This is a genomic window from Micromonospora sp. NPDC003944, assembly GCF_053605225.1.
Window position 1 is genome coordinate 1 of the sequence record NZ_JBSGIV010000039.1, and the last position, 24,857, is coordinate 24,857.

21 protein-coding genes and 1 pseudogene are annotated in these 24,857 nt (G+C 71.2%); 16 read left to right on the forward strand and 6 right to left on the reverse strand.

Annotated elements, in window-relative coordinates; translation table 11 throughout:
- Positions 1–274: 274 nt before the first annotated feature.
- Positions 275–946, reverse strand: a pseudogene (locus ACWER9_RS19815) (SPFH domain-containing protein); the annotation flags it as partial.
- 142 nt (positions 947–1,088) lie between these two features.
- On the opposite strand from ACWER9_RS19815, the gene ACWER9_RS19820 reads away from it, so the two are divergent.
- The 3 genes from ACWER9_RS19820 to ACWER9_RS19830 all read left to right on the forward strand — a co-directional run bounded on the left by ACWER9_RS19820 (position 1,089) and on the right by ACWER9_RS19830 (position 4,033).
- Complete coding sequence (locus tag ACWER9_RS19820) at positions 1,089–1,760, forward strand: transcriptional regulator (protein ID WP_452303216.1); 672 nt, start codon at positions 1,089–1,091, stop codon at positions 1,758–1,760.
- A gap of 84 nt (positions 1,761–1,844) precedes the next feature.
- On the forward strand, positions 1,845–3,413 hold the full coding sequence (locus tag ACWER9_RS19825) for an MFS transporter (protein WP_452303265.1): 1,569 nt from the start codon (positions 1,845–1,847) through the stop codon (positions 3,411–3,413).
- Between the two features lie 11 nt (positions 3,414–3,424).
- Positions 3,425–4,033 carry a TetR/AcrR family transcriptional regulator gene (locus ACWER9_RS19830; RefSeq protein WP_452303217.1) on the forward strand — a complete coding sequence of 203 codons (609 nt, stop codon included), beginning with the start codon at positions 3,425–3,427 and terminating at the stop codon, positions 4,031–4,033.
- 128 nt (positions 4,034–4,161) lie between these two features.
- Here ACWER9_RS19830 and ACWER9_RS19835 read toward each other — a convergent pair whose 3' ends face one another.
- Complete coding sequence (locus ACWER9_RS19835; protein ID WP_452303218.1) at positions 4,162–6,081, reverse strand: helix-turn-helix domain-containing protein; 1,920 nt, start codon at positions 6,079–6,081, stop codon at positions 4,162–4,164.
- Between the two features lie 14 nt (positions 6,082–6,095).
- Positions 6,096–6,878 (reverse strand): 3-hydroxybutyrate dehydrogenase, encoded by a 783-nt coding sequence (locus ACWER9_RS19840; protein WP_452303219.1) that lies wholly within the window; start codon positions 6,876–6,878, stop codon positions 6,096–6,098.
- Positions 6,879–7,419: 541 nt separating this feature from the next.
- Between ACWER9_RS19840 and ruvC the strand changes: the two genes are divergently transcribed.
- The 8 genes from ruvC to ACWER9_RS19880 all read left to right on the forward strand — a co-directional run bounded on the left by ruvC (position 7,420) and on the right by ACWER9_RS19880 (position 16,987).
- Positions 7,420–7,947, forward strand: a complete 528-nt coding sequence (gene ruvC, locus ACWER9_RS19845; protein ID WP_210821188.1) for a crossover junction endodeoxyribonuclease RuvC — start codon at positions 7,420–7,422, stop codon at positions 7,945–7,947.
- Positions 7,944–8,546 carry a Holliday junction branch migration protein RuvA gene (ruvA, locus tag ACWER9_RS19850; RefSeq protein ID WP_452303220.1) on the forward strand — a complete coding sequence of 201 codons (603 nt, stop codon included), beginning with the start codon at positions 7,944–7,946 and terminating at the stop codon, positions 8,544–8,546. The genes ruvC and ruvA overlap by 4 nt, the downstream gene beginning before the upstream one ends.
- Before the next feature lie 132 nt (positions 8,547–8,678).
- On the forward strand, positions 8,679–9,746 hold the full coding sequence (gene ruvB / locus ACWER9_RS19855; RefSeq protein ID WP_452303221.1) for a Holliday junction branch migration DNA helicase RuvB: 1,068 nt from the start codon (positions 8,679–8,681) through the stop codon (positions 9,744–9,746).
- Between the two features lie 121 nt (positions 9,747–9,867).
- Entirely contained in the window at positions 9,868–10,224 is a 357-nt protein-coding gene (gene yajC, locus ACWER9_RS19860; protein WP_081884077.1) for a preprotein translocase subunit YajC, read from the forward strand.
- 279 nt (positions 10,225–10,503) lie between these two features.
- The gene (secD, locus tag ACWER9_RS19865) at positions 10,504–12,420 is read left to right on the forward strand and encodes a protein translocase subunit SecD (protein WP_452303222.1); all 1,917 of its coding nucleotides are present in this window, start codon (positions 10,504–10,506) and stop codon (positions 12,418–12,420) included.
- A 1-nt stretch (position 12,421) separates the two neighbouring features.
- Positions 12,422–13,621: a protein translocase subunit SecF gene (gene secF / locus ACWER9_RS19870; protein WP_452303223.1), complete on the forward strand. Its 1,200-nt coding sequence runs from the start codon at positions 12,422–12,424 to the stop codon at positions 13,619–13,621.
- 78 nt (positions 13,622–13,699) lie between these two features.
- Positions 13,700–14,266: an adenine phosphoribosyltransferase gene (locus ACWER9_RS19875; protein ID WP_452303224.1), complete on the forward strand. Its 567-nt coding sequence runs from the start codon at positions 13,700–13,702 to the stop codon at positions 14,264–14,266.
- A 198-nt stretch (positions 14,267–14,464) separates the two neighbouring features.
- Positions 14,465–16,987 (forward strand): RelA/SpoT family protein, encoded by a 2,523-nt coding sequence (locus ACWER9_RS19880; RefSeq protein ID WP_452303225.1) that lies wholly within the window; start codon positions 14,465–14,467, stop codon positions 16,985–16,987.
- A 77-nt stretch (positions 16,988–17,064) separates the two neighbouring features.
- Here ACWER9_RS19880 and ACWER9_RS19885 read toward each other — a convergent pair whose 3' ends face one another.
- Together ACWER9_RS19885 and ACWER9_RS19890 are read right to left on the reverse strand one after the other, a co-directional pair.
- A complete protein-coding gene (locus ACWER9_RS19885) occupies positions 17,065–17,904 on the reverse strand; it encodes a peptidylprolyl isomerase (protein ID WP_452303226.1) in 840 nt (279 codons plus the stop codon).
- A gap of 59 nt (positions 17,905–17,963) precedes the next feature.
- The gene (locus ACWER9_RS19890) at positions 17,964–18,848 is read right to left on the reverse strand and encodes a peptidylprolyl isomerase (RefSeq protein ID WP_452303227.1); all 885 of its coding nucleotides are present in this window, start codon (positions 18,846–18,848) and stop codon (positions 17,964–17,966) included.
- A 270-nt stretch (positions 18,849–19,118) separates the two neighbouring features.
- Here ACWER9_RS19890 and ACWER9_RS19895 point away from each other — a divergent pair, with 270 nt between their 5' ends.
- The 3 genes from ACWER9_RS19895 (at position 19,119) to ACWER9_RS19905 (ending at position 22,243) form a co-directional block, all read left to right on the forward strand.
- Positions 19,119–19,829: an MBL fold metallo-hydrolase gene (locus ACWER9_RS19895; RefSeq protein ID WP_452303228.1), complete on the forward strand. Its 711-nt coding sequence runs from the start codon at positions 19,119–19,121 to the stop codon at positions 19,827–19,829.
- Positions 19,830–19,901: 72 nt separating this feature from the next.
- A complete protein-coding gene (gene hisS, locus ACWER9_RS19900) occupies positions 19,902–21,230 on the forward strand; it encodes a histidine--tRNA ligase (protein WP_452303229.1) in 1,329 nt (442 codons plus the stop codon).
- A gap of 71 nt (positions 21,231–21,301) precedes the next feature.
- Positions 21,302–22,243, forward strand: coding sequence for an acyl-ACP desaturase (locus ACWER9_RS19905; RefSeq protein WP_452303230.1), 942 nt, complete (start codon positions 21,302–21,304; stop codon positions 22,241–22,243).
- A gap of 152 nt (positions 22,244–22,395) precedes the next feature.
- Here the strand turns inward: ACWER9_RS19905 and ACWER9_RS19910 are convergent, their stop codons facing one another.
- Positions 22,396–22,902 carry a PaaI family thioesterase gene (locus tag ACWER9_RS19910; RefSeq protein ID WP_452303231.1) on the reverse strand — a complete coding sequence of 169 codons (507 nt, stop codon included), beginning with the start codon at positions 22,900–22,902 and terminating at the stop codon, positions 22,396–22,398.
- A 55-nt stretch (positions 22,903–22,957) separates the two neighbouring features.
- Between ACWER9_RS19910 and ACWER9_RS19915 the strand changes: the two genes are divergently transcribed.
- Both ACWER9_RS19915 and ACWER9_RS19920 read left to right on the forward strand, forming a co-directional pair.
- Positions 22,958–23,434 carry a winged helix-turn-helix transcriptional regulator gene (locus tag ACWER9_RS19915; RefSeq protein WP_452303232.1) on the forward strand — a complete coding sequence of 159 codons (477 nt, stop codon included), beginning with the start codon at positions 22,958–22,960 and terminating at the stop codon, positions 23,432–23,434.
- 301 nt (positions 23,435–23,735) lie between these two features.
- Positions 23,736–24,782 (forward strand): S1 family peptidase, encoded by a 1,047-nt coding sequence (locus tag ACWER9_RS19920; RefSeq protein WP_452303233.1) that lies wholly within the window; start codon positions 23,736–23,738, stop codon positions 24,780–24,782.
- The last annotated feature ends 75 nt before the right edge of the window (positions 24,783–24,857 follow it).

Sequence of the window (24,857 nt, forward strand, 5' to 3'; positions counted from 1 at the left end):
CGATGCCCGCCGCCTCCTGGCCGCGGTGCTGCAGGGCGTAGAGGCCGAAGTAGGTCAGGTTGGCGACCTCTTCGCCGGGGGCCCAGACGCCGAAGCCGGTGACGATGCCCGGGTTGATGCAGAGCCCCGGGTTGGCGCCGTTCTTCTCCGCGATCTCGAGGCAGCGGGTCACCTTGTCGACTGTCGCGTTGGTCTCGGTGATCTGCTTGGAGATCTCGGCGTTCTTGCGGTCCTGCTCCAGGTTGCGGGTCTGCGCCAGCTTGTCCTGGAACGCCTTGATGTTGCCCTCGGTCTTGTCGTCGTGGTTCACCCGGGTGATGGTCACCGACAGGATGTCCACGTCGGTGGCGAGGCGGCTCTCCGCACTGGTCTTGATGTTCGCGGCGAACGGCTTCAGGTCGACGTTGAGGTCACCGGTCCGGGCGTCGATCTTCTCCAGTGGGTTGTACGCGGCGAAGGCGTCGTTGACCGCGCTGTCGAGCTGTACGCCCACCCGCTGACCCCGGAAGCTGCCGAAGTCACCCTTGTAGTCCATGAACTGCTTCGGCGCGTTCTCCGGCTTGACCTGCCATTCGACGAGCACCTCGACGCAGGCGTCGGCGAGGGTGCCGGTGCGTACCCGTACGCAGTTGTTGCCGCCGATGTGGTCGTACTTCTGTCGGCCCGCGTCCCACTCACCGACCTTCTGCCAGGGCGCCACCCACTTCAGGCCCGAGCCGGTCACCTTGCCGGTTGGCTTGCCGAAGCTGGTGACGATGCCGACCGAGCGGATGGGCACCGAGTGGGCGCTGGAGGCGACGCCGACCACCAGGGTCAGGGTGAGCAGGCCGAGCGCCGCGAGGGCGGCCATCCGCTTCAACGGCCGGGCGGGGGCGACGAGGGCGACGACGGCGCTGACCGCCAGGGCGACGGCGAAGACGATCGCCATGGTGAAGCCGACGGGCATGGGGTGGGGACCTTTCGTTGGGCTGTGTGGATCATCAACCTAGAGGGTCTGGTCAAGGTGCCTGATTCCGCGACGGGCGCATCCGCCGCGCGCCCTTCGAGCGAACCCTCGGGTAGCGAACGTCTACCCGGGGGTGCGTCTGGTGCTTACCGATCCGATGCCGGCGGAGGCCGTGGAGATCGCGCGCAAGCAGGTTTCGCTCGCGGCCGAGGACCTGGACGCCAACGGCGTCGCCTCGGCGCTGCTGGAGTGCGCCGAGGCGTGGGGCGTACCGGCGCTCTGGGAGCAGGTCTGCCGTCCGCTGCTGGGCCGTCTGTCGGGCCGGACCCCCGCCGAGGTCGTCGTCGAACACGCCCTCTTCGAGGGCGTCCGGGTCGGGTTGGACGCGTACCGCCGGGAGCCGGGCCGGCCGCTGCCCACCGGCGGGGTGCTGCTGGCCGGCGCCGAGAAGGAGGCGCACAGCCTGGGCCAGCTCGCGCTCGCCGCCGCGCTGCGCGAGCAGGGGCGTGGCTGCCTGAACCTCGGCCCCGCGCTGCCCTGGTCCGCGCTCACCAGCGCGGTGTACCGGGCGCGTCCGCACACCGTCGTGCTCTGGTCGCAGACGCCGCTGACCGGCCGCGCGTACCGCCTGGTGCGCTTCGCCCGGGACTTCCCGCTCCTTCGGGTGTACGGCGCGGGGCCGGGCTGGATCGAGCCGCTCGGCCATCCGGCGGCCCGGCTCGGCACGCTGTCGGACGCCGTCGCCGCGTGCCTGACGGTGCCCACTCGGCGTGATGCCCACCACATACGATACGGATCGGTGCCGTATCGTTAATACGCGTCGTAGGCTGACCCACGTTACGAGTCTGACCCGTATCGTATTTCGTCGCGGGTGACAAGCGTGGGGGGAAAGCACGGCATGGAGCTGCACAACAACACCGGACACCCGAGGCGGTGGGCGATCCTGGGGGTGCTGGTGATCAGCCTCCTCGTGGTCGTCCTCGACAACACGATCCTCAACGTGGCCCTGCGCACCCTGGCCGACCCGGTGCACGGCCTCGGCGCCAGTCAGGGCGAGCTGGAGTGGTCCATCAACTCCTACACGCTCGTCTTCGCCGGGCTGCTGTTCACCTTCGGGGTGCTCGGCGACCGCGCCGGCCGCAAGCGCTTCCTGATGATCGGTCTGCTGCTGTTCGGCCTGGCGTCGCTGCTCTCCGCGTACGCCCAGAGCCCCGGACAGCTCATCGCGGCCCGTGCCCTGATGGGGGTCGGCGGCGCGGCCATCATGCCGGTCACGCTGTCGATCATCTCCAACGTCTTCGACCCCCGTGAGCGCGGTCGGGCCATCGGTGTCTGGGCCGGCGCGGTCGGTCTCGCCGTGGCGATCGGCCCGATCCTCGGCGGCGCGCTGCTGGAGCACTTCTGGTGGGGCTCGGTCTTCCTGATCAACGTGCCGGTGGTCGCCGCCGGCGTGGTCCTGGTGGCGTTGCTGGTCCCCGAGTCGCGGGACCCGCGGCCCGGCCGGATCGACGTGCTCGGCGTGCTGCTCTCCGTGGTCGGTCTGGTCGCCCTCTCCTACGGCATCATCGACGGCGGCGAGCACGGCTTCGACCGCCCGGTCGCCTGGGGCTCGATCCTGGTGGGCGTCGCGGTGCTGGCCTGGTTCGTCCAGCACGAGCGGCGCAGCGACCACCCGTCGCTCGACGTCCGACTGTTCAAGGTGCCCCGGTTCGCCGCGCCGGTCGCCATCGTCGGCCTGGTCTTCTTCGCCGCGATGGGCTCGATGTTCTTCGGCTCGTTCTACCTGCAACTCGTGCGCGACTACAGCCCGCTGCAGACCGGCCTGCTCTTCCTGCCCTTCGCCGGTGCCCAGCTGGTCTTCGCTCCGCGCAGCGCCGCGATGGTCCGCCGCTACGGCGGTAAGGTCGTCGCCGCCGTCGGGTTGGGGCTGACCGTGGTGTCCCTCGCCGCCTTCGTCTTCATCGGCGCCTCCACCCCGATCTGGGTCGTGCTGCTGGTCTTCCTCATCCAGGGCGCCGGGATGGCCAACATCATGCCGCCGGCCACCGAGTCGATCATGTCGGCGCTGCCCCGGGAGAAGGCCGGTGTCGGCTCCGCGGTCAGCAACACCATCCGCCAGGTGGCCGGCGCGCTCGGCGTGGCCGTCCTCGGCTCGGTGCTCTCCGCGGTCTACCGCAGCGACATCGGTGACGCGCTCACCGGTCTGCCCACGCAGGCCAGGGACGCGGCGAACGAGTCGATCTCCGGGGCGTACGCGGCGGCGGGCCAGCTCGGCCCGGCGGCTCCGGGGCTCATCTCGGCGGCCAACGACGCCTTCGTCACCGCCATGCACTGGGCGGCCGGGCTCTCCGCGGTGATCGCCGCGCTCGGGATGATCGTGGTGCTGCGCTGGATGCCGGGCAAGGAGGACGCCAGCGTCGTCCCGGCGGCGCCGGTCGCTGAGCCTGAGCTGGCCGGCACGGCATAGGTTCGGGAAGAATGGCGGACATGACGTCCACTGCCGATGCTCCGCGGTCGCCAGGGCGACCGCGGAGCATCCGCGCCGATGAGGCCATCATCGAGGCGACCCTCGACCTGCTCGCCGAGGGCAGCACCATCGAGGCGCTCTCGATCGAGGCGATCGCTGCCCGAGCCGGGGTCGGCAAGGCCACCATCTACCGTCGCTGGGCCGGCAAGGACGCGTTGCTGCTGGACGCGTTGCGGCGGCTCAAGGGCGTGATGGCCCAGCCGGCGGGCCACTCCGTCCGCGACGACCTGGTGCTGCTGGTCGGTGCGATCGGCAAGAACGTCGACCCGCGAGCGGCCAAGATCATGCCATGCCTGGCGCCCGCCGTGAACCGCAGCGCGGACCAGTTCCAGCTCTACCAGAACATCATCGCGCCCCGGCGGCAGCTGATGCGCGAGGTGCTGCGGCGCGGCATCGACGAGGGGGTGCTCCGCGCCGACATCGACGTCGAGGTGACGATGGCGCTGCTCACCGGGCCGATGCTGATCCAGCGGGTGCTCCAGTGGAACCCTGACCTGGACGAGCAGAGCCTGCCCGAGCGGGTCGTCGACGCCGTGCTGGAGGGCATCCGAGCCCGCTGACGCCGGGCGCCAGGTCGCTGGTTGCCGGTTGCCGGTTGCCGTGCCGTGCCCGGTCGGCGTCTCTGGTGCCCCCCCGACGTCGGGGTGCCCGGTCGCCGGCCGGCGTCGGGTCCGCCGGCCGGCTCCGGTCAGCCGGTTGGCGCGCGCAGGCGGTGCAGGCGCAGCGCGAGCTGCACCTCGAGCGCCCGCTCGGGCCGCTGCCAGTCGACGCCGAGCAGCTGCCCGACCCGCTCCAACCGCTGGGTCACCGTGTTGACGTGCACGTGCAACTGCTCGGCGGCCCGGGCCAGGCTGCCACCCACCCCGAAGTACGCCTCAAGCGTCTTCACCAGAGCCGTACCGCGCCGGGCGTCGTAGTCGAGCACCGGCCCGACAGTGGCGCCGAGGAACTCGGTCACGTCCTTCTCACCCCGGTCGCCGACAGTGCCCAGCAACAGCCCCACGAAGCCCAGCTCCACGGTGCTCGCCCCCTGCCCGGAGCGGCCCAGCGCGCCAAGCGCCGTCAGGCACCTGTCCGCCTCCTGGAAGGTCGCCGCCAGCGCCGACGGCGTGTTCGACGGGCCGCTCGCCCCGGCGGTCACCGGTCGACCGGTCACCCGGGACAGGTCCCGCGCCACCGCGCGGGCGCTGCCGCCCGCGTCCAACCCCGGCAGCATCAGCACCACCCGGCCGTCGCGCGCCGCGGCCAGTCCACCGCGCGCCGAGGCGTACGTGGTGGCCCAGGAGAGCACCCGCTGCCGCGCCGAGCCGGTCGCGGCGATCGCGTCGTCGCCCACCGCCACCAGCACGTGCGGCGCGTCCAGGTCCACGCCGAGGCGGCGGGCCCGGCTGCGCAGCGCGTCGGTGTCGCGCAGCGGGCGGGCGATCAGGTCGTCCAGCAGCTCGCCACGCACCCGCCCCTCCGCCTCCGCGACCGTCCGGCGGAACAACAGCAGCAGCGCGGTCACCAACGCGGCGCGCTCCAGGATGCGCTGGTCGGCGTCGACCAACTCGTCGTCCGGGCGCAGCACCAGGGCACCCAGGTTCTCCGCGCCGGCCACCACCGCCGCGTACCAGAGCGGACCCCGGCGTACGCTGCGCCCCTCGGTCCGGGACGCGGCCACCGCCTCCACGATGTCCGCCCGGTCCGGCTCCTCGATCTCACCCACCCGGGCCAGCAGGCGCCCCTCGGCGTCGAGCGCCAGCAGCGCGCCGCCAAGCACCTCGGTCACCGCCGCCGCCACGTCCTCCACCCCGCCGCCGCGCAACACCAGCGCGGTCATCCGGTCGTGCGCCGCCGCCGCCCGCTCCACCGAGCTGCTGTGCGCCCGGATGGTGGTGTTCGCCGCCGACAACTCGGCCAACGCCGAACGGGTCTCGGTCAACAGCCGGGCGGTGTCGATCGCCACCGCGGCGTGCGCGGCGAGCGACACCAGCAGCGCCACCTCCTCCCGGACGAACGGACGGGCCGAACGATTGGCCGCGTAGAGCACCCCGATCGACGTGGAGCCGAGCCGCAGCGGCACCCCGAGGATCGCCACCAGCCCCTCCTCGCCCACACCGGCGTCGATCTCGCCGGTGTGGTGGAAACGCGCGTCCTCGCCGTAGTTGGCGGTGACGTACGGGGCGCCGGACTGGGCCACCAGGCCGCCGAGACCGGCGCCCATCGGCAGGCGCAGCCGCTGGAAACGCGCCGAGACGGACCCGTCGGTCACCCGCATGTAGGTGTCGCCGCGTTCGTCGTCGTTGAGCGTCATGTAGGCCACGTCCGCACCCAGCAGGTGGCGGGCCCGGTGCACGATCGCCCGCAGGACGTCGTCGAGGTCGCGCAGCCCGGCCAGGTCGCTGACCGTGTCGTACAGGCCGGACAGCTCGCTCTCCCGGCGACGCCGACGCTCCAGCAGCGCCCGGACCCGCAACGCCACCGACCTGGCCTGCTCCAGCTCGGCCAGCCGGTCCGGTGGCAGCCCGGCGGCCCGCGCGGCCACCAGCGGCCCCTCGAACTCGACCGCCGCGGCCTCACGGGCGAGCAGCTCCAGGAACTCCACCGGCGATGACATGGTCGACATTGTGCTCAGCCCCACTAGTTGGCCGTCCAGCCCCCGTCGAGGGCGATCGACGCGCCGGTGATGAAGGCCGCCGGCGGCGAGCAGAGGTACGCCAGCAGCTCGGCGACCTCCGCCGGCTCGATCAGCCGCTTGACCGCGGCCCGGGCCAGCATGATCTTCTCGATCACCTCGGCCTCGTCGATGCCGTGGCTGGCCGCCTGGTCGGCGATCTGGCTCTCCACCAGCGCGGTGCGCACGTACGCCGGGTTGATGCAGTTGGCGGTGACCCCGTGCGCCGCGCCCTCAAGCGCGACCACCTTCGACAACCCCTCCAGGGCGTGCTTGGCCGAGACGTAGGCCGCCTTGTACGGCGAGGCCCGCAACCCGTGCACCGAGGAGATGTTGACGACCCGCCCCCACCCGCGCGCGTACATGTGCGGCAGCGCCCGGCGGATCAGCAGGAACGGCGCCTCCACCATCACCCGCTGGATGTACTCGAAGCGCTCGACGGGGAAGTCCTGCAACGGCGCGACGTGCTGGAGCCCGGCGTTGTTCACCACGATGTCCACGTCCACGTCGAGTGCGTCCACCGCCGCGGCGTCGGACAGGTCGACGCCCTCGGCCCGGCCACCGACCTCCGCGGCCACCGCCTCGGCCGCCTCCAGGTTGCGGTCCACCACGATCACCGTGGCACCGGCCGCGCCCAACCGCAGGGCGCACGCCCGCCCGATGCCGCCGCCGCCTCCGGTGACCAGGGCGGTCCGACCGGAGAGGTCGACCTGTACGACGTGGGGGACCGCCACGGGTTCTGCCGTCATGGCGCAAGAAGTTACGAGCTGTGTGGTCCCCGGCACATGGGTCAGCGACACATACTCCGCACCAAAGCTGTGTGGCCCGCCCCGCCCCGGCTCGCCCCGCTCCGCCTCGCGCCGTGCCGCCCCCGCAAGATCGCACTCGAACCGGGATCTAGTGGCCTCCCGGTGTTGCGTGACCACTCGATCCTGGTTCGAGCGCGATCTTGGCGGCTGTGGGTGTTGCGGACCTCGCGCCAGCGGGTCGGTAGGGGTGTGTGTCCGTCACGATCTGCGCAGCATCGGGGATGTTGCTGTCTCCCGCGTGTCGGAGGCAGCAACCTCAGGGAAGTTGCGGAGATCTTGGGGCGTGGGGCGTGGGGCGTGGGGCGTGGGGCGTGGGGCGTGGGGCGTGGGGCGTGGGGCGTGGGGCGTGGGGCGTGGCGTGGCGTGGGGCGTGGGGTCGGTGTGGGGTGGGGGGATCAGGGCGTGTCCCGTGGGGCTCGTGGAACGGCGACGGTTAGGGTGTCGAACACACGTACTGCTGACGGTTGGGGGAGGGGGCGGCGTGCGCGTGCTCGGTGTGGACCCGGGGCTGACCCGGTGTGGGGTGGGCGTGGTCGAGGGCGTGCCCGGCCGGCCCTGCACGCTCGTCGCCTACTACGTGGTCTACACCGACCCGGCCGACGACCTGGCGCTGCGCCTGTTGCACCTGGATCGGTCGCTGACCGAGTTGGTGGCCAAGCACGAGCCGGAGAGCGTCGCCGTCGAGCGGGTGTTCAGCCAGCACAACGTGCGCACCGTCATGGGCACCGCGCAGGCCAGCGGTATCGCCGTGTTGGCCGGGGCGCGCGCCGGGTTGCCGGTGCAGACGTACACGCCGAGTGAGGTGAAGGCGGCGGTGACCGGGTCCGGTCAGGCCGACAAGGCGCAGATGACCGCGATGGTGACCCGGCTGTTGCGGCTGGCCGAGCCGCCGAAGCCGGCCGACGCCGCCGACGCGTTGGCCCTGGCCATCTGCCACGTGTGGCGTGGAGGCACCCGGTCCAAGCTGGCCGCTGCGGCCGACCGGGCACGACGAGGAGGAGCACGATGATCGCCAGTGTGCGCGGCACGGTGACCGCGACAGGTCCGGACCAGGCGGTGATCGAGGTCGGCGGGGTCGGGCTCGCCGTGCACTGCGCCCCGGGAACCCTCGCGGAGCTGCGGGTCGGCCAGGTCGCCCGGCTCGCCACCAGCCTGATCGTGCGGGAAGACTCGCTGACCCTGTACGGCTTCGCCGACGACGACGCCAAGTCACTGTTCGAGCTGCTCCAGACCGCGAGTGGGGTCGGCCCTCGACTGGCCCAGGCGGTGCTTGCGGTGCACTCCCCGGACGCGGTACGCAAGGCGATCGCCAACGCCGACACGGCGGCCCTGACCCGCGTACCCGGGATTGGTAAGAAGGGTGCGGAACGGCTGGTGCTGGAACTGCGCGACCGGATCGGCCCGGTGCCGATCGGCGCCGACGGGGTGGCCGGGGTGACCCGCGGCAGCTGGCCCGACCAGGTCCGGCAGGCGTTGGTGGGGTTGGGCTGGACGGCCGGGCAGGCCGACCAGGCGGTGGCCGCGGTGGCGGAGTCGATCGAGGGCGAGACCCCGCCGGTGCCGGTCCTGCTCAAGCAGGCGATCCGACTGCTGGGTCGCACCCGATGAGCGCCCGGGCCGCACGATGAGCGCGAGGAGTGAGCCGGGTTTGCGAGCCCCGCAGTCGCGAATGAAGGCAGCACTGAGCGCGAGGAGTGAGCCGGGTTTGCGAGCCCCGCAGTCGCGAATGAAGGCAGCACCATGAGCGAGACCGAGGGGCTCGTCTCGGCGTACGTCAGCGACGCCGACCGGGATGCGGAGGCGACGGTACGGCCGCGGCGGCTGGCCGAGTTCATCGCCCAGGACCGGGTACGTGACCAGCTGGACCTGTTGTTGCAGGGCGCCATGCGGCGGGGTGCGCCGCCGGACCACATCCTGCTGTCCGGTCCGCCTGGTCTGGGTAAGACGAGTCTGGCCAACATCGTCGCCGCCGAGCTGGGCACGGGTATTCGGGTGACGAGCGGCCCGGCGATCGAGCGTTCGGGTGACCTGGCGGCGATCCTGACCAGCCTCGCCGAGGGTGACGTGCTCTTCATCGACGAGATCCATCGGATCGCGCGGCCGGCCGAGGAGTTGCTGTACAGCGCGATGGAGGACTTCCGGGTCGACGTGGTGGTGGGCAAGGGGCCGGGGGCGACGGCGATTCCGCTTGATGTCGAGCCGTTCACCCTGGTCGGCGCGACGACCCGCTCCGGGTTGCTGACCGGGCCGATGCGGGATCGTTTCGGTTTCGTCGCGCACCTGGACTTCTACTCCCCGGCGGACCTGGAGACGCTGCTGCACCGTTCGGCGCGGATCCTGGGGGTGCCGATCACCGCCGAGGGCGCGACCGAGGTCGCCGGTCGGTCGCGGGGCACGCCGCGGATCGCCAACCGGCTGCTGCGCCGGGTCCGCGACTACGCCGAGGTCCGGGCGGACGGGGTGGTCGATCTCGACACCGCCCGCGCGGCCCTGGTGGTGTACGACGTGGACGCGCTCGGGCTGGACCGGTTGGACCGTGCGGTGCTGACCGCGTTGGTCGACTCGTTCCGGGGCGGCCCGGTCGGGTTGTCCACTCTCGCGGTGGCGGTGGGGGAGCAGCCGGACACGGTCGAGGAGGTCTGCGAGCCGTTCCTGGTGCGAGCCGGCCTGTTGGCGCGGACGCCCCGGGGCCGGGTGGCGACCGAGGCCGCCTGGCGGCATCTGGGGCGCACGCCGCCGAATGGTACATTTGGTGCAGATAGTCCACCTGTGCCCGACTTGTTCTCGTTGGATGCCGATCAGCCGTGATGTGAACGTGATCTGTGCCGCATTCGGCGTTCCCAGGTGCAGGGTTTAGACTTCGCCGCGGTCTGTACAGGACGTGAGAATCCGCCTCCGCTCCGGCACTCCGGTGCCGGGCAGGTGGCCAATGGGAAGGTCAGTAACCGTGCAATTGGCAGCAGCGGGTGGCGGGGCCGGCGGTTTCACGCCGATCCTGATGATCGCCCTGCTCTTCGGTGTCATGTACTTCATGATGATCCGGCCCCAGCAGAAGCGCCGCAAAGAGGCAGAGGCGATGCAGTCCAACCTCGGCCCCGGCGACGAGGTCGTGACCATCGGTGGGCTCTACGGCACGGTCACCGGCATCGAGGACGACACTGTCCTGATCGAGGTCGCACCCGGTGTGCAGACCCGGTACGCCCGCCCGGCCATCGCGCGGGTGGTCACCCGCGCGGAGCTGCCGAGCGAGCCGGTCACCGAGGACGCGGACACCGCCAAGGACTGACCCCTCCCCTCCGGGAGCGGCGAGTCCGGCGTCCGGCCGGTCGACCCGGCTTCCGGGTCGTCGCGCCCGACGGGGCAGCGGACGAGACGTGAAAACTGGATAGTTGGGTCGACGCCGGGCGTCGGCACGTTCCGGTGACCGTCGGCGTTCCGCGCCGGGTTGCCCGGTCCTCGTGCCGGCACCTCGTCGGCTCAAGGCAGACCCGTCGGGCGGAACCCCCGGCCCGACACCCGCCGCCGCTGCGACAGCGGCGCGACCGTACAGGGAGACAGGACAGCCGTGGCACCACCTCAGGGACAGATGCGCCCCGGGCGGCAGCTCGCCGTGCTCGGGTTCATCTTCGTGGTCCTCTATCTTTTGGTGTTCTTCGCCGGCGCCAGCGGCAGCTTGAAGGACCGGCTCGAGCCCAAGCTCGGCCTGGACCTCATCGGCGGCACGCGGGTGACACTGGAGGCGACCAACAGCGTCGACGGCAAGCCCCCGACGGCGGAGAACCTCGAAGAGGCCCGCGAGATCATCGAGAGCCGGGTCAACGCGTTCGGCGTGGCCGAGGCCGAGGTGGTCACCGAGGGCAACCGCAACATCGTCATCTCCCTGCCCGGTGAGAACCGGGACCTCACCGACGTGGGCAGCGCGGCCGAGCTGCGCTTCCGCAAGGTGCTCAAGGCCGCCTCCGGCAGCGGGGTGGCCGAGGCGCCGCCCGCCGCCACGCCGGCCCCGACCGGCAGCGCCGCCCCGACCGGCAGCGCGACCCCGACCGGTGCCGCGACCCCGACCGGCAGCGCCTCGCCGAAGGTGACCTCGTCGCCGAGCGGCGGTCAGGGCGGAATGGCCCCGGCGTCGCCGAGCGCCACGCCGACGCCCGCCGCGTCCGCCACGGCCTCGCCGAGCGCCGCCGCGCCCACCGCCAGCGCCGAGCCGGTCCCGGCAAGCATCGAGGAGCAGCGCAAGGCCGTCGAGCAGAAGGTCGGCGCCGCCACCTGGCAGGCCGCCAACGGGTTGCAGGCCCCGGCCGACCTGAGCGCCGACCCGTCGCTGGCCGAGAAGCTCAAGCCGTTCGGCACGCTGTCTCCGCAGGAGGTCGCGGTGCTGCCGGCGCAGATGCAGTTCAACGTGCCGACGATCGGCTGCGCGCAGCTCGACCAGCGCCCCCCGGCGTCGATCTCCGACCCGAAGCAGCAGGTCGTCTCCTGCGAGGACGGCGCGTCGAAGTACCTGCTCGACCAGGCCAAGGTGCTGGGCACCGACGTGTCCGACGCGGATGCGGTGCTCGACCAGACCAACTCCTGGGTGGTCAGCCTGGACTTCACCGGCGACGGTCAGGGCAAGTGGACCTCGTTGACCCGTGAGGCGTTCAACAACGAGGGTCAGGCCTGCGACGCGACCGCGCTGGGTCAGGACGGCAAGTGCCGGGTGGCCGTCGTACTGGACAACGAGATCGTCTCCTCGCCGGAGATCCAGGGCGTGCTGACCGGCAACTCCCAGATCACCGGCACCTTCACCCAGAAGGACGCCAGCACCCTCGCCGGTCAGCTCCGCTACGGCGCGCTGCCGGTGACCTTCGAGCAGCAGGAGGCGCAGAACGTCACCGCCACGCTGGGTGCCAGCCACCTGCGCGCCGGTCTGCTCGCGGCCGGCATCGGCATGCTGCTGGTCATCATCTACGCGTTCTTCTACTACCGGCTGCTCGGCTCGGTGATCTTCCTGAGCCTCGTCCTCTCCGCGTTGTTGCTCTTCGGCGCGCTGGTGGTGCTCGGCCGGCAGATCGGCTTCACGCTCACCCTCGCCGGCATCGCCGGCATCATCGTCTCACTGGGTGTGGCGGCGGACTCGTTCGTCATCTACTTCGAACGACTGAAAGACGAGATCCGGGAGGGGCGCAGCCCGCGTAGCGCGGTGCCCCGCGCCTGGATCCGGGCCCGCCGGACGATCATCTCGGCCAACGCCATCACCCTGCTGTCCGCGGTGGTGCTCTACGTGGTCTCGGTCGGCACGGTCAAGGGCTTCGCGTTCGCGCTCGGCCTGGCCACCGTGCTGGACCTGGTGGTGGTCTTCCTCTTCCGGCACCCGATCATGACGATGTTCGCCCGGACCCGGGCGTTCCTGTCCCCGCGGGTCAGCGGTCTGGGCCGGGCACTCCCGGCCCGCAACCAGCCGACTGAGCAGCCCCGCAACCCGCGCGCCAAGGAGGCCTGAGATGGCTGAAAACGGTCTGGCGAGCCGCCTCTACAACGGCGAGGCCGGTCTCAACATCGTCGGCCGGCGCAAGCTCTGGTTCGGCGTCGCCGGGGTCCTGGTCCTGATCGCGATCCTCAGCTTCTCGATCCGTGGGTTCAGCCTGGGCATCGAGTTCGCCGGCGGCAACTCGTTCCAGGTTCCGGCAAGCGTCGGCACGATCGACGACGCCGAGCGGGAGGTCAACTCGGCCCTCGCCTCGGAGGACACCGGCGTCGAGGTGGCGACCACGCAGAAGGTCGGCGGGCCGGGCGGTGACTCCTACGAGCTGCGTACGCCGCAGCTCACCGTCGAGCAGGCCAACGCGGTCAAGGCCCAGATCGCCGAGGACCTCGGCATCAACGTCGACCAGATCAGCGGCAACCAGGTCAGCGAGGCCTGGGGCAGCCAGGTCACCGAGCGGGCCGTGCTCGGTCTGATCATCTTCATCGCGCTGGTGATGGTCTACCTGATCCTGCGCTTCGAGTGGCGGATGGCCGTGGCCGCGGTCGCCTCGCTGATCATGAACCTGGTCCTCACCGCCGGCATCTACTCGCTTGTCGGCTTCGAGGTCACGCCGTCGACGATCATCGGCTTCCTCACCATCCTGGGCTTCGCGCTCTACGACGTGGTGGTGGTCTTCGACAAGGTCCAGGAGAACACCCGGGGCATCACCGCCAACAACAACCAGACGTACGCCGAGGCGTCGAACCTGGCCGTCAACCAGAGCCTGATGCGGTCGCTGAACACCTCGGTGGTCGCGCTGCTGCCGGTCGGCGGTCTGCTCTTCATCGGTGCCGGCCTGCTCGGCGCGGGCACCCTGAAGGACCTCGGTCTGGTGTTGTTCGTCGGTATGGCGGTGGCGTTCCTGACGTCCATCCTGGTGGCGACCCCGCTGCTGGCGCTGCTGAAGAACTACGACCCGCGGATCCAGGCGCACAACAAGCGCGTTCTGTCCCGACGGGGCGGGGGCGTCCGTGGCGACGTCGCCGGTAAGGGCCCCGCCGCGAGTTCGGCGGACCAGGCCGACGCGACCGACGAGCCGGTCGACCAGGACGCCGCAGCGCTCGCCGGTGCCGCCCCCAAGGTGGGCGCTCGGCCGGCGGGCAAGCGTCCCACCGGCGCCCGGGGCGGTCGCCCGGGTGGCGGCGGCAACCGACCGGGTGGCGCCAAGCGGCGCTGACCCGACAGGAAACACCCGAACGGCGTCCGGCATGCTGTTGCCGGACGCCGTTCGTCGTCGAAGGAGAGCGAAACAGCCGTGACGGAGACCCACAGCACCGCAGCGCGCGGGGACAGTGGCCCGGAGGTCGCCCGCCTGGTCGCCAGCCGGGTGCTGGACGTGCCCGACTTCCCCAAGCCCGGCGTCATGTTCAAGGACCTGATGCCACTGTTCGCCGACGGCAAGGTCTTCCGTGAGGTGATCGACGGGATCGTCTCGTACCACGGGCGGGACGCCTTCGACGTGGTGGTCGGCATCGAGGCGCGGGGGTTCGTCGTCGCGGCGGCCATCGCGTACGCGACGGGGGTGGGCGTGGTGCCGGTGCGCAAGGCCGGCAAGTTGCCCCGCCCGGCGCACTCGGTCTCCTACGAGCTGGAGTACGGCGAGGCCACCCTCGAGGTGCACGAGGACGCCTTCACCGCCGGGCACCGGGTGTTGGTGGTCGACGACGTGCTGGCCACCGGTGGCACCGCCGAGGCGACGCTGGATCTGGTGGAGCGGGCCGGCGGGACCGTCACCGGCTTCACCGTGCTGCTGGAGCTCGGCTTCCTGGGTGGGCGTGAGCGTCTGGCGCCGCGTCCCGTCCACGCCCTGCTGACCGTTTGAGCCCACCGGTGCCCTGCTGACCGTTTGGCCCCGGATCCACGGGACGGACTCGGCGCCGACCGTCCGGCGGAGCGGCAGGGGACCGTCCGTGCGGGTAGCATTGCCCTTTGCTGACGCCGGCGGTACCCCGTCCGGCGGGCGAAGACCAGGCCGGCCGATGTTCGGCAGGTGTTTTTCCGGCGAGCGGTGAGGAGGCCGGTGTCCCACGATGTCGTCCCTCCGGCGGAGGGCACGGTGCACCCGACAGGCGACGCTGACGGCTCGGTGACCGACCGGACAGGCGACGTGCCGGCCCGGGTGACGGGCACCGGCAACGGCTCCGGCAGGGTTTCCGGCGAGAGCGCGGCACGTCCGACAAGTGGCCCGCCGAGTGCCGAGGCGTCCCCTGGCGCCGACGGTGTCGTGGTGCCGTTCCCGACCGACGCGGGCATCGATCCGTCGCCCAGCGGTGGCTTCGGGCTGTCCAACGCGCCCACCGGCCGGCGGGTCCGGGCCCGGCTGGCCCGGTTCAACGCGCCCTGGCAGACCTCCCAGGTCAGCGAGGTGCTGGAGCCGCTGATCGCCAGCCACCGCGACAACCACCCCAAGGCGGACGCCCGGCTGCTCCAGCGCGCCTTCGACACGGCCGCGCGGTGGCACTCCGGGCAGTACCGCAAGTCCGGTGACCCCTACATCACCCACCCGCTCGCCGTGGCGACGATCCTCGGCAACCTGGGCATGGACACCACCACGCTTGTCGCCGCGCTGCTGCACGACACCATCGAGGACACCGAGTACACCCTCGACCAGATGCGGGCCGACTTCGGTGGCGAGGTCGCCCTGCTCGTCGACGGCGTCACCAAGCTCGACAAGGTCAAGCTTGGTGACGCGGCCAAGGCCGAGACGATCCGCAAGATGGTCGTGGCGATGGCGAAGGACCCGCGGGTCCTGGTGATCAAGCTGGCCGACCGGCTGCACAACATGCGTACCCTGACCTTCCTGCCCCGTCCCAAGCAGGAGCAGAAGGCCAAGGAGACGCTGGAGATCCTGGCGCCGCTGGCGCACCGGCTCGGTATGAACACGATCAAGTGGGAGCTGGAGGACCTGTCCTTCGGCACGCTCTTCCCGAAGCGCTACGAGGAGATCAACCGGCTGATCGGGGAGCACCAGCCGCAGCGCGAGGCGTTGCTGCGGCAGGTGACGCAGAAGGTGCAGACCGATCTGAAGGCCGCCAAGATCAAGGCGGAGACCACCGGCCGGCCGAAGCACCTCTACTCGATCTACCAGAAGATGATCGTGCGGGGTCGCGACTTCAACGACATCTACGACCTGGTGGGCGTGCGCATCCTGGTCGACACGGTTCGGGACTGCTACGCGGCGCTGGGGGTCATCCACGCCAACTGGCAGCCGGTGCCGGGCCGCTTCAAGGACTACATCGCCATGCCCAAGTTCAACATGTACCAGTCGTTGCACACGACTGTCATCGGGCCCACCGGCAAGCCGGTGGAGATGCAGATCCGCACGTACGCCATGCACCGCACCGCCGAGTTCGGCATCGCCGCGCACTGGAAGTACAAGGAGCACAAGGGCACCCAGATCGTCGGCCCGCCGGCGCACATCGACGAGATGACCTGGCTGCGGCAACTGCTGGACTGGCAGCGCGAGGCCGCCGACCCGAGCGAGTTCCTCGACGCGCTGCGCTTCGACCTGTCCAGCCAGGAGGTGTACGTCTTCACCCCGAAGGGTGACGTCATCCCGCTGCCGACCGGGTCGACGCCCGTGGACTTCGCGTACGCGGTGCACACCGAGGTGGGGCACAAGTGCATCGGGGCGCGGGTCAACGGCAAGTTGGTGCCGCTCGAGTCGACGCTGTCCAACGGCGACGTGATCGAGATCTTCACGTCGAAGTCCGAGACGGCGGGCCCGACACAGGACTGGCTCGGCTTCGTCAAGAGCCCGCGCGCCCGCACGAAGATCCGCCAGTACTTCAACAAAGAGCGCCGCGAGGAGGCGATCGAGGCCGGCAAGGACGCGATCGTCAAGGCGATGCGCAAGCAGGGCATGCCGTTGCAGCGGATGCTCACCTCCGACGCGCTCATGTCGATCGCCCGGGACCTGCACCTGGCCGACGTGGCGTCGCTCTACGCGGCGGTCGGCGACAGCCAGGTCTCCGCGCAGTCGGTGGTGCAGAAGCTGATGGCCGCGTACGGGGGCGAGGAGGGCGCGGCGGAGGACATCGCCGAGACCGCCGTCGCCACCCGGCCGCCGCGCAGCCGGCAGAGCAGCAGCGACCCGGGTGTGGTGGTCCGGGGCGTCAGCGACGTCTGGATCAAGCTGGCCCGCTGCTGCACCCCGGTCCCACCGGACTCGGTGTTCGGCTTCGTCACCCGCTCCGGCGGGGTGAGCGTGCACCGCGACGACTGCGCCAACGCCGAGGACCTGCGCGCGCAGAGCGAGCGGGTCGTCGAGGTGAGCTGGAAGCTGACCTCCGCCTCGACGTTCCTGGTGGCCATCCAGGTCGAGGCCCTGGACCGGCACAAGCTGCTTGCCGACGTCACCCGGGTGCTCTCCGACGAGCGGGTCAACATCCTCTCCGCCACCGTCACCACCACCCGCGACCGGGTGGCGGTGAGCCGGTTCAGCTTCGAGATGGCCGACCCGAAGCACCTGGGCCACCTGCTGGCCACCGTCCGCAAGGTCGACGGGGTCTTCGACGCCTACCGGGTCACCTCGGGCGCCTGAGCGGCCGTACCCCGTACCTCTGGAAACGACAGCGCCCGCCGGCTCAGCCGGCGGGCGCTTCGACGTGCGCGCGGGGGTCAGCCCTGCGGGTTGCTCATCGTGAGGTCCTTGATGATGACCTCCCTCTTCGGGTGGCCACCGCCGGCCTGCTGGGCGAACGCCCCGTCGTCGCCGGCCTTGGCCACGTCCTTGACCAGGTCCAGGCCACCGGTGATGGTGCCCAGCACGGTGTACGCCGGGTCCAGCGGCGAGTCGCCGTAGACGATGAAGAACTGGCTGCCGGTGCTGCCCGGCTGGCCGGAGTTGGCCATCGCGATGACACCCTCCGGGTACGGCGGGCGCTTGTCGGTGGGCAGGTTCTCCTCGGGCAGGCGGTAGCTCGGGCCGCCCTGGCCGTCGGTGGGCCGCCAGCCGTTGCCGGTGGCGCTCGGGTCACCGCACTGCAACACCTTGATGCCCTCGGTCACGAGACGGTGGCACTTGGTGTTGTCGAAGAAGTTCTTCTCCGCGAGGAGGGTGAAGCTGCCCGCCGTGCACGGCACCAACGACCTGTCGACCTTGGCCGTGATCGGGCCCAGGTTGGTGTCGATAGTCATCGTCTGCACGCCGGTGGCGGACTGCTGGTTGCTCGGCACCCCCACGTCCTTGATCTGCGGGGGCCGCTGCTCGGTGGGCAGCGCGTTGTACACGCACTCCGACGCGCCGGGCGCCGCGGTGTTGGTGTCGGGCTTGTCGTCGTCACCGCCGAGGCTCACCGCCAGCCACACGGTGCCGGCGACCACGAGCACCAGCGCGGCACCCGCGCTGACGATCGCCGTCGTCTGCCGGCGCTTGCGGGCCTTGGCCGAGCGCTCGGCCATCTCCTTCTCAAGCCGGGCGCGTGCCGCCGCGCGCTGCCGCTCTCTGGTGGACGTCACGCCTGGATCCTCCTGGCTGTCTGCTGCTGAGTGCCGCTTGGGTGGGTGGTGGCGCCCGGTCAGCCGGCGCTCGGGCTGCTGGCCGGGGTGCCGGAGGCCGACGGCGCCGGTGCCGCGCCGCTGACCGGCTCACCGACCGTGAGGCTCTGGATCGTCACGTCGGTGCTGGGCTTGACCTTCGCCCCGGTCCCATTGTCCACGGTCGGGAGGGCGCCGATCTTCTCCACCACGTCCAGCCCGCCGGTCACCCGGCCGATGACCGGGTACTTCGGGTCGGCGGTGGTGAAGTCCTTGAAGAAGACCAGGAACTGGCTGCCGTTGCTGCCCGGCGGGTTGGAGACCATCGCTACGGTGCCCTTCGGGTACGTCGGCGGCTGGCCGGGGGCCGGGCTGGCCGACGGTGACGCCGACGGCACGGTCGGCAGCTCCTCGTCGTAGAACGAGTAGGTCGGCCCACCGAGACCCGTGCCGCTGGGGTCGCCGCAGCGCAGCGCGCCCTCGGTGGTGATCTCGTGGCACGTGGTGTTGTCGTAGAACGACCGGCTCGCCAGGTGGGCGATGCTCGCCGCCGCGCACGGGGAGTTGGTCAGGTTCAGCTCGGCGGTGATCGGCGCGCCCTGGTTGGTGGTCACGGTCATCGGCCGGGTGCCGTCGGTGGGCAGGTCCTTGGTGGCCGGCGTGCCGACGTCCTTGAGGTTGGTGTTGGCCGTCGCGTCCTGCGGTGTCCAGAGGCAGGTGTCCGCGGCGGCCGTGTTCTGCTCCGGGTCGGAGTCGAACGCACCGAGCGCCCAGGCCGAGCCGGCCACGACCAACACGAGGATCAGAGCGGCGCCGACACCGGCCTGGATCTGCCGTCGGCGCCGCGTGGCGGCGGCCCGGCGGACCATCTGCCGGTCGAGCTTCGCCCGCGCCAGTTTGCGCTGCCGGTCCCTGCTGGAAGCCACCGGTGCTCCCCTTTCCTCTACCTGGTCGTCGCCGGCGGCCGGTCGCCCCGGCCCGTCCGGGCGTCACGTGTGCCGCGCCACACGCCCGCCAGAGTGTACGGCTAGTGACTGGGAATGTGGTGTACGAGGTCCACCCCATCCCGAGCAGCGCTTATCGGAGGTTGTCACTGTGCCGTACGGGGCGCCTGGGACAGACGCGGTAAACTCGCTCGGCGCGCCCGATAGGCTGCTGTGCAGGACGACAGCTGCTCGACGGAAAGGACAGCGCCCGTGCTCGTGGCCGGCTTTCCCGCGGACGCCTTCGGCACCAACTGCTACGTGGTCGCCACCGCGCCGGGGGAGCAGTGCGTGGTGGTCGACCCCGGCATCGGGGTGCTCGACCAGCTCGACGCGCTGCTCGCCGAGCACCGCCTGCATCCGGCCGCCGTGCTGCTCACCCACGGCCACCTCGACCACACCTTCTCGGTCGCGCCGGTCTGCGGTGCGCGCGGCATCACCGCGTACGTGCACCCCGGTGACCGGGAGATGCTTGCCGACCCGTCCAAGGGCCTCTCGACCGACCTGAGGTCGCTGTTCGGCGGCCGGCTGACCTACACCGAGCCGGAGGACGTGGCGGAGCTGACCGACGGCGCCACCCTCACGCTCGCCGGCCTGGAGATCGCCGTCGACCACGCCCCGGGCCATACCGGCGGGTCGGTGCTGTTCCGGCTGCCCGCTGCCGGGTCGAGCTGGGAGGCCGACGAGCTGTGCCTCTCCGGCGACGTGCTCTTCGCCGGGTCGATCGGCCGCACCGACCTGCCGGGCGGGAGCATGCCGGCCATGCTCACCAGCCTGCGCGACAAGATCCTCCCGCTGGCCGACGACACCGTCGTGCTGCCCGGCCACGGCCCGAGCACCACCATCGGCCGCGAGCGCGCCAGCAACCCGTACCTCATGGAGGTGGCCGGCGTCTCGCCGGCCGCTCCCACCCGGGGCCTCTAGATCTTCGTCCGCGCCGCGCGCGGACCCACGACACCACCGCGCCGCGGGCGCGGAACCGCAAGGAGTACGCCGATGAGCAAGCCCACGCCCATCTCCGGCTTCCCGGAGTGGCCCCCCGGCCAGCGGATGATCGAGCAGTTCGTGCTCGACAAGATCCGGGCCACCTTCGAGCTGTACGGCTTCGCGCCGCTGGAGACCCGCGCCGTCGAGCCGCTGGACCAGCTGCTGCGCAAGGGCGAGACCTCGAAGGAGGTCTACGTGATCCGGCGGCTGCACGCCGACGCCGAGGCGGCCGGCACGGACGACCAGCTCGGCCTGCACTTCGACCTGACCGTGCCGTTCGCCCGGTACGTGCTGGAGAACGCCGGCAAGCTCAACTTCCCGTTCCGCCGCTACCAGATCCAGAAGGTGTGGCGTGGTGAGCGGCCGCAGGAGGGCCGTTACCGGGAGTTCGTCCAGGCCGACATCGACATCGTCGACCGGGACACGTTGGCCGGGCACCACGAGGCGGAGATGCCGCTGGTGATCGGGGACGCGCTGCGCTCGTTGCCGATCCCGCCGGTAACCATCCAGGTCAACAACCGCAAGATCTGGGAGGGGTTCTTCCGGGGCGTCGGGGTGACCGATGCCGAAGCGGCGCTGCGTACCGTCGACAAGCTCGACAAGATCGGCCCGGCGAAGGTGGCCGAGCTGCTGGCCCAGACCGCCGGGGCGAGCGAGGCGCAGGCCAAGGCGTGCCTGGCGCTGGCCGAGATCTCCGCCCCGGACGCGTCGTTCGCCGACGCCGTCCGCGCGCTCGGGGTGAGCGACCCGCTGCTCGACGAGGGCATCGAGGAGCTGGTCCGGGTGGTGGAGACCGCCGCCGAGCACTCGCCCGGCCTCTGCGTGGCGGACCTGCGCATCGCCCGGGGCCTGGATTACTACACCGGCACCGTCTACGAGACCCAGCTGCGCGGCTACGAGCGGTTCGGCTCGGTCTGCTCCGGCGGCCGGTACGACAACCTGGCCAGCGCCGGCGCCGTCTCGTACCCGGGGGTGGGGATCTCGATCGGCGTGACCCGGCTGCTCGGCCTGCTCTTCGGCGCGGGAGAGCTGTCGGTCTCGCGTTCCGTGCCCACCTGTGTCCTGGTGGCGTTGGCTGACGAAGAGCACCGTCCGACGAGTGGGCGGATCGCGGCGGCGCTGCGGGCGCGCGGTATCCCTACCGAGGTGTCGCCGAGCGCGGCGAAGTTCGGCAAGCAGATCCGCTACGCCGAGCGGCGCGGCATCCCGTACGTCTGGTTCCCCGGTGCCGAGGGAGCGCCGGACGAGGTGAAGGACATCCGCTCCGGTGAGCAGGTCACGGCCGTCGCCCAGGAGTGGGTGCCGCCACTGGCGGACCTCACGCCGACTGTCGGTTGAGCGTCCCCACTGGCGCTAACGGCCGCGGGGACCTACGGTAGCGTAAGTTACGCCACCGTAGGGAGCTTCTCGTGACCGTCAGCACCACCTTGAGCCAGACCGCGCTGCTCGTCGAATTGGAGCCGGTGGTCGCACGCAACCTGGACCGCCACCTCTCGCTCGCCAAGGAGTGGTTCCCGCACGAGTACGTGCCGTGGAGCGAGGGGCGGACGTTCGACGGGCCGCTCGGCGGCGAGGCGTGGTCACCGACCGACTCCACCATCCCGGACGTGGCCCGCACCGCGCTCATCGTGAACCTGCTGACCGAGGACAACCTGCCCTCGTACCACCACGAGATCGCCACCCTCTTCGGTCGCGACGGCGCGTGGGGCACCTGGGTGCACCGGTGGACCGCCGAGGAGGGGCGGCACGGTGTCGCGATCCGCGACTACCTGACCGTCAGCCGGGCGGTCGACCCGGTGGCGCTGGAGCGCGCCCGGATGACGCACATGTCGGAGGGCTACACCAACGCGCACGGCGACGAGGTGCTGCACTCGCTCGCGTACGTCTCGTTCCAGGAGCTGGCCACCCGGATCTCGCACCGCAACACCGGCAAGGCCACCGGCGACCCCACCTGCGAGGCGCTGCTGGCCCGGGTGGCCGCCGACGAGAACCTGCACATGGTCTTCTACCGCAACCTGCTCGCGGCCGCGTTCGAGCTGGCCCCCAGCCAGGCCATGCGGGCCGTCGCCGACGTGGTGGCGGACTTCCAGATGCCGGGTGCCGGCATCGAGGGCTTCGCCCGCAAGTCGGTGGCGATCGCCCTGGCCGGCATCTACGACCTGCGTCAGCACCGCGACGAGGTGCTCCAGCCGGTGCTGCGGCAGTGGGACGTCTTCAACGTGACCGGCCTCAACGCCGACGGCGAAGCCGCCCGCGAGGAACTGGCCGCACAGCTGGAAGGCCTGGACCGCGCCGCGAGCCGCTTCGAGGAAAAGCGCGACGCAAGAGCCGCCCGCCTAGCCCCCCGCTAAACCCCACCCCCCACCCCCACCCACCCCCCTTTGCTCGTGTTGATCAAGAGGTTTCGGTCACCGGAAGCCAGTTTTCTGACGCAAACCTCTTGATCAACCCGGGTTGGGGGGTGGGAGGAGGGGGGTGGGGGTGGGGGCATGGGGGGGTGGGGTTAGGGGAGGGGGAGGAGGAGGCAGGTGCTGGTGGCGTGGGCTATCAGGCGGGCGCTGGCGTCGGTGAGGCGGGCCTCGGCCAGGGCCGTACGGCGGCCACGTTGCAGCACGGTGCCCTCGCAACGCAGGGTGCCGCTGTCGACGGTGACCGGGCGGAGGAACTTCACGTTGAGGTCCAGCGAGGTGTAGCCCACCCCGGCGGGGAGCGTGGTGTGCACCGCGCAGGCGGCCGCGGTGTCGAGCAGGGTGGAGAGCACGCCACCGTGGACGCTGCCGAGCGGGTTGTAGTGGAACTCCTGCGGAGTCAGCTCGACGACGACCCGACCCTCGTCGGCTTCCATCCGGGCCATGTCGAGGAGGTGCATCACCGGAGGCGCGGCCAGTTCGCCGGCGATCATCGCCCGGAGCATGTCCAGGCCGCTACGTCGACCGACCTGGGCGGCGTTGACCGACGGGTCCGCCCAGGTGAAGGTACGGCTGCGCACTGGTTCCTGCGTCTGCGTCATGGACGCAGCCTGACAGCAGGTTGCTGAGTCTGTCAACGAGATCTAGCCTGGTCGGATGCGACCCGCGGCTCTGGACTGGTCAGTGGAGAACTGCACCATCGCCCGTGCGATGGAGGTCCTCGGTGAGCGGTGGACGCTCGTGGTCCTCCGCGAGGTGTTCACCGGCGTACGCCGCTTCGACGACATGCGGGTGCGCACCGGCATCCCACGGCAGGTGCTGACCAACCGGCTCGCCACATTGGTGGAGCAGGGTGTGCTGAGTCGCGAGCCGTACCGGGAGCCCGGGAGTCGACTGCGCCACGAGTACCGGCTCACGGAGAAGGGCCTGGACCTGTGGCCGGTGCTGGTCGCCGTCCTCGGTTGGGGCGACAGGTACCTCGCCGACGCGGAGGGTCCACCGCTGCGCGTCACGCACCGCGAGTGCGGTGCCGAGGTGCACGCCGAACTGCGCTGCGCCGACGGGCACGACGTGGGTGGACCGCGCGATGTGGTGCCCCGTCCGGGCCCCGGCGCCCGCCGCCGCACCCCCTGACGGTAAGCGCCCGTCGCGCCCGATCACGCCGTGCCATGCCGCCAGACATCGATGGCTGTACGCGCTAATTGTGGATTCGGCGTCGGTCGGGTGTGACGGTGCCTGTTCACCAGCGTGTCGAGGGTGTTGCGCCCCCGCGGCCGGCCAAGATCTGCAAATCCGGGCGAATCCAAGCCTTGTCAATGATCTTAAGTATGTGAATACTTCAGTCTCATCCGGCCAGTTTCCCCAGATCGGCCGGGTTGCCCTCGGGTCAGCCGCCCCCGGCCAGACCCGCTCCCCCGCCCAGGAGGTTTGTTACATGCGACCCACGAGGTCCTCACTCCGCGTTGCGGCTACAGTCGCCGTTTCCGGAACCCTGGTCGTCGGCTCGCTCATCGGCGCGCCCGCTCAGGCCGCTCCCGCCGCGTCCCCCGACGCCGCCGCCGTGATCTCCGCGGAACTCGGCGACCGCTCCGCCGGCTCGTACATCGACGCCAGTGGCAAGTCGGTCGTCACGGTGACCGACGCGGCCGCCGCGAGCAAGGCGAGCAAGGCCGGCGCCGTCGTCCGCTACGTCACCCGCGGCGCCGCCGAGCTCAACCGGGCCACGGCCGACCTGGAGCGCTCCGCCAAGATCCCGGGCACCGCCTGGTGGAGCGACCCGGTCACCAACCAGGTCGTCGTCTCCGTCGACAGCACCGTCACCGGGGCCAAGCTGGAGCGGGTCAAGGCCGCCGCCGCGCGTGCCAACGGCGCGGTCCGGGTCGAGGCCGAGGCGGGTGTGCTGAGCACCCGGATCTCCGGTGGCCAGGCCATCTACGCCGGCGGGGGCGGGCGCTGCTCGCTCGGCTTCAACGTGCGCAGTGGCAGCACCTACTCGTTCCTGACGGCCGGGCACTGCACCAACATCTCGGCCAGCTGGTACTCGAACTCCGCCCAGACCGCGCTGCTCGGCAGCCGTACCGGCACCAGCTTCCCGGGCAACGACTACGGCATCGTGCGGCACAACAACTCGGCCAACGCGGCCGGCAACGTCTCGCTCTACAACGGCAGCTTCCGCGACATCACCGGCGCCGGCAACGCCTCCGTCGGTCAGGCGGTGCAGCGCTCCGGCAGCACCACCGGCCTGCGCAGCGGCTCGGTGACCGCGACCAACGCCACGGTGAACTACGCCGAGGGCTCGGTCTCCGGCCTGATCCGTACCAACGTCTGCGCCGAGCCGGGCGACAGCGGCGGCTCGCTGTTCGCCAACACCACCGCCCTGGGCCTGACCTCCGGCGGCAGTGGCAACTGCCGCACCGGCGGTACGACCTTCTTCCAGCCGGTCACCGAGGCGCTGAGCCGCTACGGCGTCAGCGTCTTCTGATCCACGCACCGTTCGCGGGCCGCCGGGACAACCCGGCGGCCCGCGTCGCGTCGACGGCCGCCGAACGGCCGACAC